The sequence below is a fragment of the Paraburkholderia sp. DD10 genome, assembly GCF_049177125.1.
GTDB classification, from domain to species: Bacteria; Pseudomonadota; Gammaproteobacteria; order Burkholderiales; family Burkholderiaceae; genus Paraburkholderia; species Paraburkholderia terricola.
This window is the reverse complement of the sequence record NZ_CP185393.1, coordinates 1,927,832-1,946,166: the sequence shown is the minus strand read 5'-3', so window position 1 is coordinate 1,946,166 and position 18,335 is coordinate 1,927,832. Positions and strand designations below refer to the sequence as shown.

The 18,335-nt window shown below is 63.3% G+C and carries 23 protein-coding genes; 11 read left to right on the top strand and 12 right to left on the bottom strand.

All coding sequences use genetic code 11. The features are described 5' to 3' along the window. Window positions 1–27: 27 nt before the first annotated feature. Window positions 28–609, bottom strand: a complete 582-nt coding sequence (locus ACOCG7_RS24010) for a DJ-1/PfpI family protein (protein WP_083083984.1) — start codon at window positions 607–609, stop codon at window positions 28–30. A 262-nt stretch (window positions 610–871) separates the two neighbouring features. On the opposite strand from ACOCG7_RS24010, the gene ACOCG7_RS24005 reads away from it, so the two are divergent. The 4 genes from ACOCG7_RS24005 to ACOCG7_RS23990 all read left to right on the top strand — a co-directional run bounded on the left by ACOCG7_RS24005 (window position 872) and on the right by ACOCG7_RS23990 (window position 5,484). Next, window positions 872–1,348, top strand: coding sequence for a hypothetical protein (locus tag ACOCG7_RS24005; protein ID WP_073430108.1), 477 nt, complete (start codon window positions 872–874; stop codon window positions 1,346–1,348). Window positions 1,349–1,451: 103 nt separating this feature from the next. Then, entirely contained in the window at window positions 1,452–1,907 is a 456-nt protein-coding gene (locus ACOCG7_RS24000) for an Rrf2 family transcriptional regulator (protein WP_083083983.1), read from the top strand. A gap of 140 nt (window positions 1,908–2,047) precedes the next feature. Further along, complete coding sequence (locus tag ACOCG7_RS23995) at window positions 2,048–2,695, top strand: NAD(P)-dependent oxidoreductase (RefSeq protein ID WP_083083982.1); 648 nt, start codon at window positions 2,048–2,050, stop codon at window positions 2,693–2,695. Window positions 2,696–2,865: 170 nt separating this feature from the next. Next, entirely contained in the window at window positions 2,866–5,484 is a 2,619-nt protein-coding gene (locus ACOCG7_RS23990) for a mechanosensitive ion channel family protein (protein WP_083083981.1), read from the top strand. Between the two features lie 51 nt (window positions 5,485–5,535). On the opposite strand, the gene ACOCG7_RS23985 is transcribed toward ACOCG7_RS23990, so the two are convergent. Beyond that, window positions 5,536–6,216 (bottom strand): cysteine dioxygenase family protein, encoded by a 681-nt coding sequence (locus tag ACOCG7_RS23985; RefSeq protein WP_083084343.1) that lies wholly within the window; start codon window positions 6,214–6,216, stop codon window positions 5,536–5,538. A 137-nt stretch (window positions 6,217–6,353) separates the two neighbouring features. Between ACOCG7_RS23985 and ACOCG7_RS23980 the strand changes: the two genes are divergently transcribed. Both ACOCG7_RS23980 and ACOCG7_RS23975 read left to right on the top strand, forming a co-directional pair. Then, a complete protein-coding gene (locus tag ACOCG7_RS23980; RefSeq protein WP_083083980.1) occupies window positions 6,354–6,821 on the top strand; it encodes an Lrp/AsnC family transcriptional regulator in 468 nt (155 codons plus the stop codon). A 164-nt stretch (window positions 6,822–6,985) separates the two neighbouring features. Next, window positions 6,986–8,080 (top strand): site-specific integrase, encoded by a 1,095-nt coding sequence (locus tag ACOCG7_RS23975; protein ID WP_421380414.1) that lies wholly within the window; start codon window positions 6,986–6,988, stop codon window positions 8,078–8,080. On the opposite strand, the gene ACOCG7_RS23970 is transcribed toward ACOCG7_RS23975, so the two are convergent. From ACOCG7_RS23970 to ACOCG7_RS23930, 9 genes are all read right to left on the bottom strand, one after another. Then, window positions 8,059–8,325 (bottom strand): pyocin activator PrtN family protein, encoded by a 267-nt coding sequence (locus ACOCG7_RS23970; protein WP_421380411.1) that lies wholly within the window; start codon window positions 8,323–8,325, stop codon window positions 8,059–8,061. The genes ACOCG7_RS23975 and ACOCG7_RS23970 overlap by 22 nt on opposite strands. A gap of 24 nt (window positions 8,326–8,349) precedes the next feature. Beyond that, a complete protein-coding gene (locus ACOCG7_RS23965; protein WP_083083978.1) occupies window positions 8,350–8,802 on the bottom strand; it encodes a hypothetical protein in 453 nt (150 codons plus the stop codon). Beyond that, window positions 8,799–10,082 (bottom strand): ParB/RepB/Spo0J family partition protein, encoded by a 1,284-nt coding sequence (locus tag ACOCG7_RS23960; RefSeq protein ID WP_421380407.1) that lies wholly within the window; start codon window positions 10,080–10,082, stop codon window positions 8,799–8,801. The genes ACOCG7_RS23965 and ACOCG7_RS23960 overlap by 4 nt, the downstream gene beginning before the upstream one ends. Then, a complete protein-coding gene (locus ACOCG7_RS23955) occupies window positions 10,075–10,389 on the bottom strand; it encodes a hypothetical protein (RefSeq protein ID WP_244744895.1) in 315 nt (104 codons plus the stop codon). Before ACOCG7_RS23955 ends, ACOCG7_RS23960 begins: the two co-directional genes overlap by 8 nt. A gap of 161 nt (window positions 10,390–10,550) precedes the next feature. Further along, entirely contained in the window at window positions 10,551–10,895 is a 345-nt protein-coding gene (locus ACOCG7_RS23950) for a beta-hexosaminidase (RefSeq protein ID WP_421380404.1), read from the bottom strand. 18 nt (window positions 10,896–10,913) lie between these two features. Beyond that, the gene (locus tag ACOCG7_RS23945) at window positions 10,914–11,117 is read right to left on the bottom strand and encodes a hypothetical protein (RefSeq protein WP_421380401.1); all 204 of its coding nucleotides are present in this window, start codon (window positions 11,115–11,117) and stop codon (window positions 10,914–10,916) included. Window positions 11,118–11,126: 9 nt separating this feature from the next. Next, window positions 11,127–11,369 carry a hypothetical protein gene (locus ACOCG7_RS23940; RefSeq protein WP_421380398.1) on the bottom strand — a complete coding sequence of 81 codons (243 nt, stop codon included), beginning with the start codon at window positions 11,367–11,369 and terminating at the stop codon, window positions 11,127–11,129. 148 nt (window positions 11,370–11,517) lie between these two features. Further along, window positions 11,518–12,003, bottom strand: a complete 486-nt coding sequence (locus ACOCG7_RS23935) for a hypothetical protein (protein ID WP_310316425.1) — start codon at window positions 12,001–12,003, stop codon at window positions 11,518–11,520. After that, complete coding sequence (locus ACOCG7_RS23930; RefSeq protein WP_310158940.1) at window positions 11,948–12,478, bottom strand: helix-turn-helix transcriptional regulator; 531 nt, start codon at window positions 12,476–12,478, stop codon at window positions 11,948–11,950. Before ACOCG7_RS23930 ends, ACOCG7_RS23935 begins: the two co-directional genes overlap by 56 nt. Before the next feature lie 121 nt (window positions 12,479–12,599). On the opposite strand from ACOCG7_RS23930, the gene ACOCG7_RS23925 reads away from it, so the two are divergent. From ACOCG7_RS23925 to ACOCG7_RS23905, 5 genes are all read left to right on the top strand, one after another. After that, window positions 12,600–12,812, top strand: coding sequence for a hypothetical protein (locus ACOCG7_RS23925; protein ID WP_421380393.1), 213 nt, complete (start codon window positions 12,600–12,602; stop codon window positions 12,810–12,812). A 111-nt stretch (window positions 12,813–12,923) separates the two neighbouring features. Then, the gene (locus ACOCG7_RS23920; RefSeq protein WP_110404823.1) at window positions 12,924–13,454 is read left to right on the top strand and encodes a phage regulatory CII family protein; all 531 of its coding nucleotides are present in this window, start codon (window positions 12,924–12,926) and stop codon (window positions 13,452–13,454) included. Beyond that, the gene (locus ACOCG7_RS23915) at window positions 13,455–13,853 is read left to right on the top strand and encodes a hypothetical protein (protein ID WP_421380390.1); all 399 of its coding nucleotides are present in this window, start codon (window positions 13,455–13,457) and stop codon (window positions 13,851–13,853) included. Window positions 13,854–13,995: 142 nt separating this feature from the next. Next, a complete protein-coding gene (locus ACOCG7_RS23910) occupies window positions 13,996–16,518 on the top strand; it encodes a VapE domain-containing protein (protein ID WP_421380387.1) in 2,523 nt (840 codons plus the stop codon). A gap of 270 nt (window positions 16,519–16,788) precedes the next feature. After that, window positions 16,789–17,541: a hypothetical protein gene (locus tag ACOCG7_RS23905; protein ID WP_421380384.1), complete on the top strand. Its 753-nt coding sequence runs from the start codon at window positions 16,789–16,791 to the stop codon at window positions 17,539–17,541. Window positions 17,542–17,743: 202 nt separating this feature from the next. On the opposite strand, the gene ACOCG7_RS23900 is transcribed toward ACOCG7_RS23905, so the two are convergent. Continuing rightward, complete coding sequence (locus ACOCG7_RS23900) at window positions 17,744–18,226, bottom strand: hypothetical protein (RefSeq protein ID WP_421380381.1); 483 nt, start codon at window positions 18,224–18,226, stop codon at window positions 17,744–17,746. Between the last annotated feature and the right edge of the window lie 109 nt (window positions 18,227–18,335).

Genomic DNA, 18,335 nt, shown 5'->3' with positions numbered 1-18,335 from the left:
CTCGATCGGACTTCGACTGGACTTCGATCAGAGTTCGATCCGGGTGCCGAGCAGCACGAGGAACTGGCGCAGCCACTCGGGATGCGCGGGCCATGCGGGCGCGGTGACGAAGTTGGCGTCGGTGATCGCGGCGTCGACGGGAATGTCGGCATAGTCGCCGCCCGCCAGTTTCACTTCGGGCGCGCACGCCGGGTAGGCGGAAATGCGTTTGCCGCGGATCACGTCGGCGGCGGCCAGCAGTTGCGCGGCATGGCAGATCGCGGCAATCGGTTTGCCCGCTTCGGCGAACTGCCGCACGACTTCGATTACCTTGGGATCGAGCCGCAGGTATTCCGGCGCCCGGCCGCCCGCGATCGCCAGCGCGTCGTACTGGCGGGGATCGGCATCGTCGAAGGTCGCGTTGAGCGTGAACTGATGACCGGGCTTCTCCGTATAAGTCTGGTCGCCCTCGAAATCATGGATCGCTGTCTTGATCCGGTCGCCCGCCTTCTTGTTCGGGCAGACCGCGTCGACCACGTGGCCGACTGCCTGCAGTGCCTGGAACGGCACCATCGTTTCATAATCCTCGGCGAAGTCGCCGGTCAGGAACAGAATCTTCTTTGCTGCCATCGTATGCCTCCAGTTGATCAACGGAACACACCAAGCGCTCGTCACGCTCATTCAAGCGAAGCCAGTCTACCCCAACGCGTTTGACAGAACCGCGACGCCGCGCCAATGAGCGGGTTCGAATGGCGCGGAATGCCAGCAGATGCGCCCGCGTTCGCGGCGCGATCCGGACGATCGGCCGACGCTGGGCGAAAGCGCCACGCGACGGCGTATCATTGGCGCGTTTTCGCATGCGGAAGCCGCTTGGCGCGGCTCACACTCAAACATGATTTCATCCATCCGTTCGCCTTTGTTGCACCGTGTCGTTCTGGTTCTCGCCGTGTTCGGCGGCCTCACGGCCTGCCAGAAAAACGATGCGTCCGCCGGGCAGGTCGCCGGCAAGCTCAACGACGCCGCGCAAGCGGCCGGTCAAAAGCTCGATCAGGCGGCTAGCTACATCGGCCAGCAGGTCGACGCGACCAAATCCGCCGCGCAGCAGAACCTCGATTCGGCCTCCGCGCCGTCGGTCACTATCGACCCCAAGGCGCTTGCTTCGGGCGCGCAGGCCAATCTGCAAGGCGCCGCGAGCGCGGCCAATGCGCAACTCGGCAAGGCCGCCGCGCTGACCGGGCAGAGCCTGGAGACCGCGGGCCGCAAGCTGCAGCAGTGGTCCGCGCAAAGCACCGCTTCATCGACGAACGCTGCGGCGTCTTCGTCCGCAGCGGGCGATTCCGGCGACGCGCAAAAGCAGATGGACAAGTGACCGTCGTGACCGTCCGTTCGGTCCCCGGCGCGCGCGAACGTTTGACGGCCCGGTCAAATGTAATTAATATGGTTACATATTGTGGTCGCCGGGCAGGGTTGTTGTGAATACGAGTAGCCGGTTCGCATTTGCGGTGCACGTGCTTGCGCTGCTGTCGTTGCAGCAGGGCGTGCCGCTTTCGTCGGAGATGATTGCGGGCAGCGTGAACACCAATCCCGCACTGATCCGGCGTTTGCTGAGCATGCTGGCGGAGGCGGGCCTCACCAGCTCGCAGCTTGGCGCGGGCGGCGGCGCGCTGCTCGCCCGGGCGCCCGGGAATATCAGCCTGCTCGAGATATACCGTGCGGTGGAAGATCCACGTTTATTCGGGCTGCATCGGGAAGAGCCGAATCCGGCGTGCATGGTCGGCCGTAATATTCAAGGCGTGCTGAGCGGCATCATCGACGAAGCGCAGCAGGCCATGGAAGCATCGCTCGGCGCCCGCACGCTGGCCGATGCCACGGCGGATGTCGTGCGCGCGGAGCGGGTCAGGGAGCGCAAGCGGCGTTCGCATCGATAAGGCATGAGCAAGCAGTCCGGGAATGCGCGTGTTTGTCAGTCAGCACGCGCGCCCGATAATCAAGGGGTATCCACCCCTCTTTTTTTCGTCTTATATGTAATCAATATAGTTACATATAAGCTAATCAAAGGAGCATCGAAATGAGCAAACAGTTGAAGATTGCGTTGTTTGGCGCCACCGGCACGATCGGTTCGCGGATCGCCGCGGAAGCGGCCCGTCGCGGGCACGAGGTGACGGCGCTGGCGCGCAACCCGGCGCGGGTGCCGGCCGACGTGGCGAACCTGAAGGCGGCGCAAGCCGATCTGCTCGACGCCGCGAGCGTCGGCGCAGCGGTGCGCGGGCACGACGTCGTCGCCAGCGCCTACGCGCCGCCGCAAGGTGACGAGGCGGCGCTCGCCACAGCGACTCGCGCGCTGGTCGAAGGCGTGCGCGCGGCGGGCGTGAAGCGCCTCGTGGTGGTGGGCGGCGCGGGTTCGCTCGAAGTCGCGCCGGGCAAGCAACTGGTGGATACCGAGGGTTTCCCTGACGCTTACAAGCCGGTCGCGCTCGCGCACCGCGACGCATTTGACTACTACCGTGGCGTCGCCGATCTCGACTGGACTTTCTTTGCGCCGGCCGCGCTGATCGCGCCGGGCGAGCGCACCGGCCAATTCCGCACCGGCACGGGCGCGCTGCTGGCCGACGCCGAAGGCAATAGCCGCATTTCCGCGGAAGACTACGCAATCGCCTTCGTCGATGAACTGGAGCACGGCCGCTTCGTGCGTCAGATCGCGACAGTCGCCTATTGAGCCTGAATGGCGCGGCCTGGCCTGTCAGTCAGGCGCCCGCGGCGCGGTGGGTAGGGCGGTCCGCGCACCCGCTGCCGAGTGCAAGCGCCCTAACATTCCGTTACGCATGTTCGGTCGCGCCCGATAAAAGTGCGGCTACACTGGCGTCTCCCGTTTTTTCACGGATCGCCATGCAGTCACGCTCTTCGCGGCGTGAGTCCGAGGCTGCGCCGTTCAACGGCGGGCAACCGGCGACTCGCGCCACCTTTCATCTTCCTTCTCCTCATGCCGGGGGCGACGTCCACCCCACCTCGCCCACGCGCGTCGCGGCGTGGCTCGGCGCATGGGTGGCCGGGGCATTCCTCGCGCTGATCCTCTACGCCGGCTGCACGCCCGCCAACGCCGAGGCCGCCGGCAGCAGCACGCCGGTCATCCCGGCCTTGCAGAGCCTGATCAACAGCGCCACCGCGACGCCCGCGTCCGCCGCTTCGGGCGCATCCGCGGCGCAGGCGGCGTCCGCGCCGTCGCCCGCGAGCCAGGCGGAACTGGCGCGCTCGCTCGACAGCGTGATCGCCACGCTCGACAACGACCGGCAGCGCACCGCGCTCGTCGCCCAGCTCAAGAAGCTACGCGACGTCTCGCAGAACGTCGGTCCACCGGTGCCGGCGCAGACGCAGGCCAGTGCCGGCCTGCTGGGCGCGATCGCGTCGGGCATCGCGTCGTTCGAATCCGACATGCATCAGGGCCGCACGCCGGTGCGCTATTGGGGCGGCCGCCTCAACGCGGCCGGCAACGAACTCTTCACGATCATCTCGGGCCAGGGGCGCGAGAGCTTCGGCCGCGTGCTGTTTTCGATGATCGCGATGCTCGCCGGCTGGGGCGCGTGCGCCGGCGCGCTGATCTATGGACAACACCGGCTGTACCGGCGCTTCGGCATCGTCATGGGGCTGAATCCGAATCCCACCACGCGCGAGCTGCTGATCTTCGCGCTGCGCCGCGTCGGGCCGTGGATCATCGCGTTTGTCGCGGCGCTGCTGTTCGTGCGTGCGATGCCCGATGCGCTCGGACGAACGCTCGGCATGGTGGTCGCCTACGCGATCGTGGCGGGGGCGGTGTTCTCGGCGATCTGTTTGATCATGTTTTCGCTGTTCGGCTCGGGGCATCGGCGCATCGCGGTGCGTCTTCTGATCGATCATGCGCGGCGTGTGCTGTTCGTGATCGGCATATGCGGCGCGCTCGGCGATGCGGCCGTCAATTACGACGTCGCGCATCAACTCGGAACGAATCTCGCGGCGCTGATCTCGACCGCGGCCAACATGACGGCCGCCGTGCTCACCGGCTACTTCGCGCTCGCGTTTCGCCGGCCGGTCGCGCATCTGATTCGCAATCGGCCTTACGAGCAGCGCAACGATCACAAGGCGGCGACCGACGCCTTCGAGGTCCTCGCCGCGCTGTGGCACGTGCCCGTGCTGGTGCTCGCCACCGCCTCGGTGATCGCCACGCTCGGCGGTTCGGGCACCAGTGAGAACGTGCTGCAGATTTCGGTGGTGACGGCGCTGCTGCTGGTGCTGGCGTTCTTCCTGTCGGCCATCGTGCTGCGCATGACGCGTCCGCGCAGCGCGCGCGCCCGCCGCCGCTCACCGTATCTGACGCGCCTGCTGCGCTTTTGCGGCACGCTGCTCACGCTCTTCATCTGGCTGTTTTTCTTCGAACTGGCGGCGCGTTTGTGGGGCGTGTCGCTCGCGGCGGTGATCGAGGAAAACGTCGCGGCGCGCGGTATCGCCCATGCGGTGACGGCGATCATCGCGACCGTGTTCATTGCGTGGCTGCTCTGGATCCTGGTCGACACGGCGATCACCGAGGCGCTCAATCCGGGCGGTCCGCGCAACAAGTCGCGCGCGCCGAGCATGCGCGCGCGCACGATGCTGCCGCTCGTGCGCAATGTGCTGCTCGTCTCGATCATGACCATCGCCGGGATCGTGACCGCGGCGAACCTCGGCATCAACGTGACGCCGCTGCTGGCGGGCGCCGGCGTGATCGGCCTCGCGATCGGTTTCGGCGCGCAGTCGCTCGTGACCGACCTGATCACGGGCCTGTTCATCATCATCGAGGACACGATCTCCGTGGGCGACTGGATCGACGTGGACGGCGGCCACGCGGGCACCGTCGAGCACCTGTCGATCCGCACCGTGCGCCTGCGCGACGGCCAGGGCGCGATTCACGCGATTCCGTTCTCGCAGATCAAGATCGTCAAGAACCTGTCGCGCGATTTTGCTTACGCAGTGTTCGAAGTGCGGGTGTCGTTCTCCGCGGACGTCGATCAGATCACGCAGCTGATCCGCGAAGTCGGCGCCGATCTGATGGCGGACTTCCGTTACCGGCGCGAGATGCTCGGGCCGATCGAGGTGTGGGGGCTGGACCGTTTCGATCCGAACTGGATGGTCGTAAAAGGGCAGATCAAGACCCGGCCGCTGCAGCAATGGAGCGTGGCGCGCGCGTTCAATCTGCGGCTCAAGCGCAAGATGGATGAAGCCGGGATTGAGATTCCGCTGCCGCAGATGCGCTTGTTCACGTCGTCGAAGGATAGCGAAGGTCAGCCTTTCGGGGACGACGCGTTGCCTGAGCCCGGTGCGCACGGCCATGCCCATGCGCAGGCTCAAACGGCGTCGTCGGTGCGGGCCGCGCATGCGGCGGTCGCGGTGGCGCGCGATGTGTCGCACGAACCGCGTCCGGCGCCGCCGCCGACCGGACAGACCGCGCCGATTCCACCGCAGATTCCGACCGCGGGAGAAGCGGGCGGCAAGAGTTGATTGCGCTGGCGGTGCGCCGCTGCCTGCGCGGCGCACGCAAGGCGTGAGCTTTCAAACGCGCGCCGGCGCCTCGGCCACGCGCACGATGTCGTTGACATGCGTGGCGATTCGCGCGCCCGGCACGCCGTAGACATGCAATGAGACGGCGGGCGCAAGAGTGCCATTGCCCAGCCGATGAATGGCGCCGCGTCCGCCGCGTGCGAACGACACCGCGCCGCGATTGCGCGCTTGCGTCCGCGCGGCGCTCGCGCATTGCCGCGCGCTATTCCATTCGAAGATCGTTTCGTTCAAGCTGCCATCGAGCACAGCGTAGCCGCACCACGTGTGATGCGCGTGCACGGGGCTCGCCTGTTGCGGCAGCCACACGAGCGCGGCAATCGCATAGCGGCCATGCGGGTCGGCGGCGAGCAGATGACGACGGTAATTCTCCGCCGCGCCTTCGCGTTGTGCCGGCGTCAGCAAGTCGGGGGTGGCCGCGGCTTCAGCGAGGGCGACACGCATACCGCGCGCGAACAACGCCGAATCCGACGGCTCGGGACATGTCGAACAGGCTTCGAAGATCGCGTCGAGCGCGTCGCATAACTGTTTGATAGGCGCGCTGCCGTGGTCGTGCAACGGCGCGGCGGCTCGAATTCGGGCTTGAACGTCCGAGGCGGTTCGGGCCGCTTCAGCCGGTTGCCCGCCGTGGGCCTGGAAACGATCGCGGGGCGTCGAAGAAAGGTTTTGGCTCATGATCGTTGCGCGGCTGCGCTGCCGCTTGTCGGTTATTTCGAATAGCGACATTTATACCGATTTCCCCGGAGAAAGAGTTTCCATATAATTCCCCTCGAAGTCTTAAAAGTAGAATAATTTCCTACAGAGGCGTCAGAATGGGAATGGACATCATCGATCGGAAACTGCTCGAACTGCTGCAGCAGGACGCAACCATGCCGATCGCCGAGTTGGCGCAGCGGGTGAATCTGTCGCAAACGCCTTGCTGGAAACGGCTGCAGCGTCTGAAAGAGGCGGGCGTGATTCGCGCGCAGGTGGCGCTTTGCGATGCCCGCAAGCTGGGCGTGGGCACGACCGTGTTCGTCGCGGTGCGCACCAACCAGCATACCGAGGCGTGGGCGCAGAGCTTCACGCGTGCGGTTCAGGATATTCCGGAGGTAGTGGAGGTGTACCGGATGAGCGGCGAAACCGATTACCTGCTGCGCGTGGTGGTGTCCGACATCGACGACTACGATCGCGTCTACAAGCTTCTCATTGCCGCCGTGCCGCTGTACGACGTGAGTTCAAGTTTTGCGATGGAACAGATCAAGTATTCGACGGCGCTGCCGGTGCGCTTCTCCCTGTAACCCTTGGTAGACGGCGATATCCTTTACTGGCGTGGCATTGACGCCGATCGATGCACCTCTCGTTTGCTCGGGTGGTCTCTCGTTTCCTCTTGTTTTTGCGGTGCCAAGGCTCCAAAATGGGTGCCATTTTCGCGTGGCACCACACTACAGGCAAGTGAGCAGAGATGGGCACAATTACACCAAGAGAGAACAAGGACGGTAGCACCTCGTATAAGGCACAAGTCCGCGTGCGTAAGGCCGGCAAGGTCTTGCATCAGGAAACCAAGACGTTTGAACGTCGGCAGGCGGCGCAGATCTGGATTAAGCAGCGCGAGGCGGCGCTATCGCACGCCGACGGTTTGAAGGCCGCGCTGCAGGAGAACCCACCAGTCAAGGAAATGATCAAGCGATACATCGCGGAACTGGGCAAGCCGTTAGACCGTACGAAGAGAATGATCCTGAACCAGATCTCCGGCTCAACCTTGGGCGAGGTGAAGGCGGCGCAGCTCGAAAGCGCGGACATCGTTGCCTACATGCGAACGGTTGAGGTCGCGCCATCGACGCGTGGCCACTATCTCGCGCACCTGTCCAGCGTGATCACCTTGGCCCGGCCGGCCTGGGGTTATCCGGTCGATGCTTCGGTGGTCGCGGACGCGCGCATCGCGCTGACGAGAATGGGGCTTGTTGGCCGATCAAAGCATCGTGAACGTCGCCCAACGCTAGATGAGATGGATCGCTTAATGGCGGAGTTCGGTAAGGTGCGGGACGGAACGCCCGACAGTATTCCGATGCAGGCGCTGGCAGCCTTCACGATTTTTTCGCTGCGAAGAATCAGTGAAATCTGCCGGCTTCGTTGGGACGACCTCGATGAGGACGGATGTCGCGTTATGGTCCGCGACCTGAAACACCCAAACACAAAAGTGGGAAACGACACCTGGGTGGATCTGACGCCAGAAGCATTACGGATCGTCAAGGCGCAGCCGCGAGTGGACGATCGTATCTTTCCGTACCGCGCTCTTACGGCGAGCACCGCATTCACGAACGCAGTGCAGCTATTGGGGATTGACGACCTGCATCTGAACGATCTACGGCACGAGGGCGCGAGCAGGTTGTCGGAAATGGGATGGACGATCCAGCGGGTGGCCGCAGTCAGTGGCCACCGCAGCTGGAATACGTTGAAGCGTTACACGCACGTGCGCAAGGTGGGCGACAAGTACGAAAACTGGAAGTGGCTGGATGTGATTGCGCCATCGCAGGATTACGCGATGCCGGTGAGCTGATCGCATTCCTTCTTTGCTGCTGCGCGGCGCTCGTCGATGTAGTTGGCTAGGTCCTGCACGTATACGCCCTTTGCGCTTTTTTGCGATGATTCGATCCGAACGAGAGGTAGCTTGATTTCTCCGTAAGTGATCTTTCGAAGCAGCTTGTCCACTTCAAGGTGCGGGAAGTACGAGCGGCAGACTTCATCAATCGGAATGACCGCACGTGCGCCGAACTGCGCCATCAAAAGAAAAACAGTATTCATTTGACACTCTATGTCGGGTCGTTACTACGACATCGGATTGATCGCTCGGTCGAGCTGCATCAACCCTGTTTCGATGGATAGACGCGCTTGTTCCGCCCACGTGCGTGCCTCTTGCGCAGCTTTATGCCGGCTATAGCTGCCGACCTCGTCGCGCATGAGGTCGAGCAGTTCGATATCCGCGCCAAGTGCGACGACCTCGACCAGCTTGCGGATTTCGAGGCGCAGGGCTTCGATTCGCGCGATCGTTGCGAGTCGGGTAACCGACTCGCTTTCCTTCTTCTGGATAGCTTTTCGCCGCGCGAGCGGCGCTTCGTTCGTCTGGATCGCTTTTGCGGGCGCCAGCCCGCTGCTGTTGACGTCGTCGTTCGATGCGTGCGCCGGGACGGCGCCAGCGAAGGAAAGCCGTGGGCGTTTGTCCGCCGCACCCCGCTTACGCGGCAGCGGACGTGGGGTAGAAGTGGCCGGGAGAACCATCATTTAGCGGACTCCTTTGCCATTTCTTCGGTCCAGTCCGGGTCGGGCATCGTCCAGAGCTTGTCCAGCCATTTGCGCACTGTCGCAAGCTCCTTTGCACCCTTAACATTCGGTCGCTCAAGCAGGGCCGTGAATTCACTCACGGCTGCCCGTATGGCTTGGCCGCGCGTCGGAAACGTCGCGTCGAAGTGGCGCATCGAGGGCAGTCCAGTTTTCGCGCAATGGCCGATTTGCGCGCTGATCGAATAGATCCAGACGCCAACGTCGGGCTGTGCAAGGTGAATTTGCGCGGGGTGAGTGCCATAACGTCCGGTGATCGGAGCCCGGATATTCTCGCAGTCTGCAAAGGCACCGTGCTCATTCGGAACATGGATGGGATGCACGGTCTGCCGGGTCGGCACGGCATCGAGCAAGTCCGCATGCGGAGTAAGAGCGGTATGCACGGCTGCGATCGTGCCGGGCGAGAGCTTGCCGAACACAGGGTCGTGCAGAACCGACTGCAGCGCCTGCAAAAGTTGCTTTGCATGCGCCTCGGTGACCTTGTGGGCCGTGGGTTTCGCGAGCGCCTTCTTGGTGACCTTCGCTTTCCCGCCTGCCTTAGCCTGCGCTGCGGCGCTTTGGAGCCGCTCAAGGGCTTTCTCGCCGCCGTGCGCCCGGATTTCTTCGATCGCCAATGTCGACGAAACGACCTTGTTGCGGACCAGTTCCTGCACGGCTACTGGCGCGTTCGCCAGCAGCAGGACGTCACGGATGGTCTGGTCGGTGACGTTGAGCCGCTTGCAGATGGCGGCGTTGGACTCGCCGAATTCCTGCAGTTCCACGACTTTTTCCGCAAGCTGCAGCGGCGTCAGCTTCTCGCCGTCGTTGTTCGTGATGCCGGCGTAAATCAGGTTGACGCGATTCACCGACTTCGCTTCATCGATCACGACCGGCAGGCGCTCGATCTCCTTGTCCTTCGCGACCCCGCCTTCCCTGATGGCGAGCAGGGCAGCGTGATAGCGGTGCTGGCCTTCATACACGAAGATCCGGTCCTGACCGTCGACCTTGCGCACGAAACACCCGAGCGGTTTCTTCCGGTCGTAGCCGTTCGCCTTCATCAGTTCCGCGAGGTGCCGCACGCGGTCCTGATCGAGTGGGCGAACGTTGTCGCGCGGATCGTAGTGAATCTGGTCGGGCGGGACAGTCCAGAGATCCGACGATCCACCGCCGGCTGCCTTGACCGCGGCCTTTGTGTTGCCGGTGACAATCGCTTCGGCTTCCAGTAACGAGCGCGCGTTAGCCATTGCTGACCTCCCGCCTCGGCGGGATACCGCCGACATCGGCAAATGTCGCGTCCGGCGCGTAGTGAAACAGCGTGCCGTCGAACGGCGCGATCGCAATGCCTGCGAGCCAGTACACGAGGCGTTCGTCCGACCGCCGGATGGCCTGCCGCACGACTGTGGCGCACACCAGCAGGTGCAGCTCCAGGCGGAGCGCCTGCCGGTCGGCGTGCGGCAACGCTGCTTCAATGTCGTCGATCGTGAGCGGGTCGCGCTGGCCGGCGAAAAACGCGATCAGCGCCTTGCAGATCGGGGAGAGATTATTTGACATAGTGTCTCCTGATTCGCGCGTAGCGATAGCTGCGCAGGAATGGTCGCACGAAGCAGAGCGCGCAGAACGCGGCGATGGCGACGCGTGAATGTGCTGTGGGCCATCCTCCACAACAGGACACCCTATGCCCCTAAACCGCTGCCGGTTGCTTGACAAAATCATTAGGCCGCCTCCTTCACGCGCATCGGCCGCGCCTGCCAGCCTTTCCTGGCCGACTTTTTCGCCTTTGCAAGCGCACGCGCGGTTTCCGTTCGCGCGTTTGCGGCGGCCCGGATAGCACCCTCGCAGTCGGCCACACTTGGATAGGAGATCTGCGTACGGACGACGTCGCGGCCGTCCATGATCATGTAAAGGGTGTGAACGCTATCTGCTATGGGCTTTCGCGCGACGACATATTTTCCGACGAGGATGGGCGTCGTCGGACGCGCAGCCATCGGGTCGTATTTGACGATGGTTCGAAGGCGGATCGTATCTCTACGTCCGGTCCCGATCTGGGAAGTTGACATCAGACTGTGCATTTGGCGTTAGTCCGGATCGCCAGAGGCAAGACGTTTGCCGTCTGGCGTGGGTTGGTCAGCGTGGAGCTGTTTTTTCCGCAACTCGGCGCAGTTCCTGAGGCACAGGCGCAAGGCGGGATTCCTGAGGGCGTTGATGGCCGGACCGGCGACGCGGCGGAGCCGAAACTCACGGGCGATGTCGACGTCGGTGACGGAAATTCGCTCGGCCATCGCAGCGGCTTACGCGGTCGCCCTTGCCGGGGCGGTGGCCGAGGGCGCGTCGGCGGGCGCGGGCTGGAACAGCGCAACACCCACGGCAATCGCCGCTGCGATGAATACCGCCCGCCAGACCCTGGACTTCTCAAAGTCACTTTGGCGCACCACGGTGTAGCCGTCGGCCGGCTCAGCCGGCAAGCCCTGTTCGCTTCGAAGCCACGCGCGGCGGGCCTCGGCATTCGATTCGATGCTGCTTATCGTTTTCATGCAGACCTCCGGATTAAGGAAGGGCGCGCACGCCGCGCCCGTGCCGAAGTATCCCGCAGGGGATATTTACATGTCAATCCTCTTGAGGATATCTTTTTGCGGAAAGGAGAGGCCGGCCGCGATCAAGGGGCCGGCGTTGCCGGGCGAACTACCCGCTGCGGGATTTATGGGGCTTTTGTTTGGCGAGCAGCGGTCCGACGGTCACCTGACTGAGCAGCATCAGAGCGACGTCAAGCCACGCGTTCGTATTGATGTAAGTCGCCACGAGAAAGGCAATCGAGATGGCTGGGGCGAGGTGAAAGAAACCCCGTTGTAATGAGCGCGCGCGTCTCGATCGGTGGGCGTGCCGCCGGATGACGTTCGACAGTTCGTTGAGCTCGTCAGCGATGCATGCGGCGATTTCCGGATCAATACCTTTTGCAGCTAGCCCGACCGTTCCGTCCGCACGAAGCAGGACGGTTGCGGCAGCAATTGGCGGGCTGCGCTCAGTCTGCTCAGCGAGATCGAGGAGGTGCTCCCGGATCGCATTTTGCCGAGCGCAGAGCGCATTGTTTTCGCGAGATGGGAAGGAGTAAACGTTATCCGCTTCGTTTTCTCGCCCTTCGTTTTTTGGTCGTGTCGTTATGTGTTTCATCGATGCCCAACGATTCGTCTGATAATTGTCGTTGGGCGGCTCGACCGGCGCGCAACCGCTGCTGCTTGCTCGGTGCCACTTCCTTTGAGACGGTCAGGGAGCCGTCCTCCTCGATTTTCGCGTCGCCGGCCTGGCTGAGCACGAAGTCGATGTAACTTTTGATCTTGGCCTGTTCTGTCACAGGCAGCGCTGCGAAACGCGCCCGGTCGTAATGCAAGGATGTCTGGGCGTCGGCTTCATCCTCGAGCAGCTCGGCTGCGGTCACGCCAATGGCAATGGCGAGAGATTCGACGATGCTTACCTGCGTGTCGACATTGCCCGCCAGGACGCGCGCCACGGAGCTTTGCGAAATGCCTGCTCGCTTGGCAAGTTTCACCTGTGTGTCGACCGCTGGCACGGTGCGCATATGGCGGCGGATATTTGCGGCGAGAACTTCGCGGATGGGCTTCTTGGTCATGCGCAAAATATTGCCCAAAGTGAAATTCCCCTGCGGGATAAATGGGGTTGCTTTCCGGTTGCGGAAATATCCCCGCAGGGATATGATTCGCCTACAAATCGACCTTTGAGGTATTCCCGTGCGGATAAACCAGGAACCAATGCTTTCGACCGTCCTGCGTCGTCTGGATCAGGCAAAAGGCGCGTGGCCGGAGATTGCCAGGGCAAGCGGGGTGCCCTATCAGACCCTGACCAAGATCGCCTGCCGGATCGTGTCCGATCCGCGCGTCTCCACCGTTCAAACCCTGTTCGATTACTTCGCGGCCAACGCGGAGCAACCGGCGGCGGCCGATTGCGCTCACACGACGCACTGACGGTTTGCTGAGCATGGCGTTTATCGCTGGTCGGGTCATGTTCGCATCGTACGGATGCCGGGTCGCGGTAAACAGAATGAAAAACACCCAATCCAAAGAACCGGGGCTGCAATGACGTGCCGATACAGTGGTACCGAATGGCTCGACGTCCTCTACACGTCGGTCCGCAATACGCCGGGTGGCGTGGCAGACGCGGCGAACTTCCTGACCCTGCGTCGTGGCAAAGGGATCGCCACCGAATCGTTGCGGCTGCGTCTGCGCGGGGAGGGCGAAAACCGCCTGTCGATGGAGATGTTCGAGCTGCTCATCGAATGGATGCAGGAAAAGAAGGAAAGCGCGCCATTCGCGCTCGACCCGTTACACGCGCTCAATGAGCGCTTCGGCCTGATCGCCGAGCGTAGTGTCGATGCGGCCGAACACGCCACCGATGACCACCACGATGTCGAATCGCTCACGCGCGCGACGCTGCATCTGCAGGCGCATGTCGGCGAGGTCGCGTCGGAAGTCGTGCGCGCGGTCGCCGACCGTCGTATCGACATCAACGAGGCGGAACAGCTGACGGTGGTCAGCCGCAAGGGCCAGCGCCTCTTCGAGCGCCTGATCCGGACGGCCGGCCGTCTTGCCAAACTGGGCCGCAGGTAAGTGGCGCCGCGCTTTCCGATCGAGCGTTGCTGCTGCAACCCCGAGCGCGCCCGCATCCAGCTCGCGTGCGACGACGACCGGCGCCTTGCCTGCGCGATGCGGCAGCTCGGCGTCGTGGCGCGTACCGATCCCCAGCAGGCCGCCGCATTCCTGCAACCGCTCTTTTCCCCCTTTGCCGCCGACATGCTGCTTCAGGCCTGCCGGTCGCTCGGGCTTGTCGACGTCTGGATTTCCTGCGCGGCCCGTTACTGCGCGGCGCGGCCGACCCGCGACGAGCGGCGCAACTTCTTCGGCTACATCCGCTGGCATGTCGACGATGCGGAATACACCCTGCTGACGGAGCGCCACGCCGCCGAATGGCATCACCTGCGCGCGGGCCGCGCCACGGAGACAAAGTGACTTTGCACAGTGCCAGTTCATTGCTGCGCCGCCGCCATCCGGCATCGCGCCGGGCGTCGTCGGGGCGACAGATCTATGTCGCCGGACGGGCCGCCTGGCGCTCCTTCTCTCATCAACGCGAACTCGAAAGGAGAATTCTCGAATGTCTTCGCTAGACCAGATCATTTCGCAGCTCCAGTCGGCAGGGCATCCCGCGCTGCCCGACGGGCATCCCGTCGACGACGGCAAGCCGCATCGATACGGTCCGGGCAGGAAGTACTGGTACTCGCTGCACAGGATCGAGCGCGGTGGTCTCATCCTCGGCTATACCGGCGCATTCGGCCGGTGGTCCGGCAACGACAACGGCGCACAGGCTTTCCAGTGGCAGGGCGAGGCGCTGACGCCTGAAGACATCGATGCGGCCCGGCAGCGCCAGGAAGCAGCCGAACGCGCCGAAGCCGAAAAACGCGCGCATGCCGCGAAGATGGCGGCCAACCGCGCGCGCAGCCAGTGGCACCAGGCACGCGACGAGGGCGCGTCGGCCTATCTGGAGCGCAAGCAGATCACGCCAGAGGCCGTGCGCTTCGACGACGAGGGGACGCTGCTCGTGCCGATGTTCCAGTATGCGGACGGTATCCGCCTCGTCGGCCTGCAGAAGATCACGCCGGATGGCGCGAAGCGGTTCAACAAGGGCATGGAAAAGAAGGGCGCCTCGTTCATCCTCGGCGACATTGCGGCGGACGACAGGGTCGCGATGATCGCCGAAGGCTACGCGACCGGGCGCTCGATCCGCATGGCAACGGACGAGGCGGTGCCGCTGTCGGTGTGTTTTGACGCGGCCGGCATCCTGCCCGCTGCGCGCTACCTGCGCGACACCTATCCGGACCTGCATCTGCTGATCTGCTCGGACGACGACTGGAAGATCGAACAGCGCCTGCGCGAGCACCTCGCCGACGAGTTCGGCTATGGCGGCGAACTGGTGATCGGAGCCGACGCCATACGTATCGAAACGAAGCAGACGTGGTACAGGGTGCGCGCGCAGTTCAGGCGCGACGATCATGGCGTGGGTTTCATCGAGCTGAGCTATGGCAATGACGTCATGCCTGAGCGCAAAAGGCGTTTCGAGAACACGGGCCTGAAGTACGCGTATGAAGCGGCAGCCGAAGTCGGCAATGCGAGCGTCGTGTTCCCGCGGTTCGCCGATCGCGGCGAGCGGAAGCTGACCGACTTCAACGATCTGCATTGCGAGGAAGGGCTCGACTTGGTCAGGCAGCAGATCCAGTCGGCCCTGCTCACCGCTATTACGCCAGCCGGGATTGTGTCGCCGATGGCGGCGAACGGCACGCGCTCGGTGACTGGTGCGGAAGGTGCTCCGCACCCGACGTCCGCTGGCGCTGCACCGGAGGAATGGGACGGGCGGGAGGCAGAGAACGGCGCGCATACGTGGGAGATGAAGCTCGCGCGCTCGGAGAAAGGCACCTTGCTCCCCACGCTCGGCAACGTGCACCTGATCCTCGCGAACCATAAGGCGTGGCAGGGCGTGATCGCCCAGGATGACTTCGCGGGTCGCGTCGTCAAGCGCAGGGTGCCACCCTTTCAGCAGGGCGAACTCGGCGAATGGTCCGACATGGACGATATCCGCTGCGTACTGTGGCTGTCCCAGTCGTACGGGATCGCAGTGCGGCAGGACATTGTCATGAGCGCGGTGCTGCTCGTCGCCGACCAGCATCACTATCACGACGTGCGCGAATACCTCGAAGGGCTGGTGTGGGATGGCACGCCGCGCGTGCGCTCGTGGCCGACGAAGTACCTGCATGTCGCCGACAGCGAATACGTGCAGCTTGCCGGCATGAAGTGGATGATTGCCGCCGTCGCGCGTGTCATGCAGCCCGGCTGCAAGGCCGACAACGTGCTGATTCTGGAAGGCAAGCAGGGGTGGGGCAAGTCGACGGCGCTCGAGGTGCTGGCCGGCAAGCCGTGGTACACGAACTCCCCGATCCGCATCGGCGAGAAAGACACGTACGCGGTGATGGCCGGCAAGTGGATCATCGAGCTGGCCGAGCTCGACTCGCTGAACAAGAGCGACTCGTCGGCCGCCAAGAGCTTCTTCGCGACCGAGACGGACCGCTTCCGGAATTTCTATGGCAAGCGCGCGACCGACGTGCACCGGCAGGGTGTTTTCGCGGGCTCGGTGAACTTCGATACCTACCTGAAGGACGAGTCCGGCAACCGGCGTTACTGGCCGATCCGCGTCGGTGGTCCGGTCGATATCGAGGCGCTGCGGCGCGATCGCGACCAGCTGTGGGCAGAAGCCGTGCACCTGTATCGCAGGCGCGTCATCTGGCACGTGACCGAGGAAGAGCGGCCCCTGTTCGAGATCGAGCAGACCGAACGCTACGAGGGCGACGTGTACGAGGACAAGATCGCCCGCGCGATCGAGTATTCATCGCGCACGACGATGGAGGAGATTCTCGCCGATGTCCTCAAGCTCGATACGTCCAAGTGGACGCTCCCTGAGCAGCGCCGCGTGGGCAAGGCGCTCAAGTCCCTTGGTTGGGTGCGCAAGCGGGAGTCGACGGGCAAGCGCGGCTGGTACTACGTCCCTGAAGAAGAGGCGCCGGTCGCCGCGGAGGCGGTCGCGGCGGTCGCGGTGGCAGCCGGTGATGACGATGACAGCCCGCTCTGACCGTATGGCGACGCGCGAATTCATGGTTGTGTCCCGCGTTGCGCAGCGCGCCATGTCCGACGCCCTGGCGCGCTGCTGCGCCAGCGTCGGCGCGCGGTGGGGTGTGCCTGGAGCCGGCCCATGTCCCAACGTCCCAAGGGTCGCCCTCACGTGGGTGCGCAGGCGGGCGACATGCGCGACGTGTGCAGGACGCATGTCGCGCGCCGCGCCCGCGCGCCTGACCTTTTTCCCTTGGGACATCAGGACATTGGGACATAAAGGAGTTGATCGATGAGCGAACTGAAGGAAAGAGCCGGAATTGCGATGAATGTGCGCGTGCAGCTTGCCGATGTCGCGCCGGACCGACAAGTAACTTTGGGTGCGCTCGCGATGGTCGACGAGCTCGGGAACATGCTCTGGCACATGAAGTACGGGCAGGATTTGCGGCGACGTGCGTTGCATCGTGCGTCGCTACTGCTTGCGTCGAGAATCGCGGACGGCAGTCGGTACCGGCGCGGCAAGTCCGCCGGCGCAAAATTTCGCGACGCAAAGTTCCGTGACGCGAAGCGCGATGGCGAAGCGACATCGGATGGTCCGTCGTTGCTTGTGCGGTTCGCCGAGCGTGCGATCGTTGAATGGATTGCTGACCAGTGTTCTGCATGCGGCGGTCGGGGCATGCGCGGCGGTGGCGGCAGGATCGTGCGGCGCGTTGATTGCAGATCATGCCGGCCGGTACGCGATGCGATCGATGCGCGTCTGCGTTTCTCGCGCTGGCCGATCAGTGATCGCGAGCCCTGTCCCACGTGTTACGGAAAGGGCTTCTATGAAGAGCGGCCATTCGCGGAAGTGCCGCATCTGTGTACGCATTGCAACGGCAGCGGAAAGGAACCGGTCAACGCCGCGAAGCGGGCGCAGGCACTCGGCGTGCCGCTCGATCAGTATCATCGTCGGTGGGCCGCGCGCTTCGAATGGCTCGGCGCAGTGCTCACGCAGATTGATTCGATCACCGAAGCGCAGTTCAGGCGAGGACTGCGTGGTGCCTGACGCTTGCATTTCAGAATACACACGACTAGACTCGCGTTCGTTTGATGAGCAAATGAATTCGCTGGCACCGCGCGTGAGTCGTGCAACCTCCTCGGGACAAAAGAAGAATTAGCGGAGCCTGTTGAGTACGGTGGAGTCGTTCGCCCTGAATTTCTGTGAAGCCCTGAGTGCGTGAGCCTCGGGGCTTTTTCATTTTGCGACTCTAGTACTGTTCGTTAGCTGTGCCTGATTCGCCAGAGAGCACCTGCGGGTCTACATACGTTGCCGTTACAAGAACGCAAGGCGCTTTTTTGGCTCCGTTGTTGTAGCTGTAAACGACGGCAAAGTGTTTTCCCCGCGAGTTGACTTCCTGCAAGACGATGGTTCTTCTGCTTTCATCTTCGTCTCTCGGTGTTGCGACATCACCAACTTGAGCGCGGATGGATGCGGCAAGTTGACGGGGTGTCTCGATGCCGCGATTGGGCGCTCGTTCGCTCACATGCGTGAAGAAGTGTCGGTTGAAATTACGCCAACGTTTAGGAAGCATTCGCCTCCATTCCGTGTAAGTAATGCTGGCCCAAGGTGTATCGATTGCCGCGCCGTGAACGGTGAACGGTATTGGGCATTCTCCGTCTGCTAGCGCGGGCGCAGAAAGAACGCTTAGCGTGCACGCGATGACGGTCAGCAAATAGTTTTTGGAAAGCATGTATGGCCTCTCGTTTTTGACGCGACGCGACATTGCGGCGCGTGTTTCAACGCTAGTGCTGGCCATGCAGTCTGGAAATGGACCGGTGGTGATAGCTGCGGTACCGTGC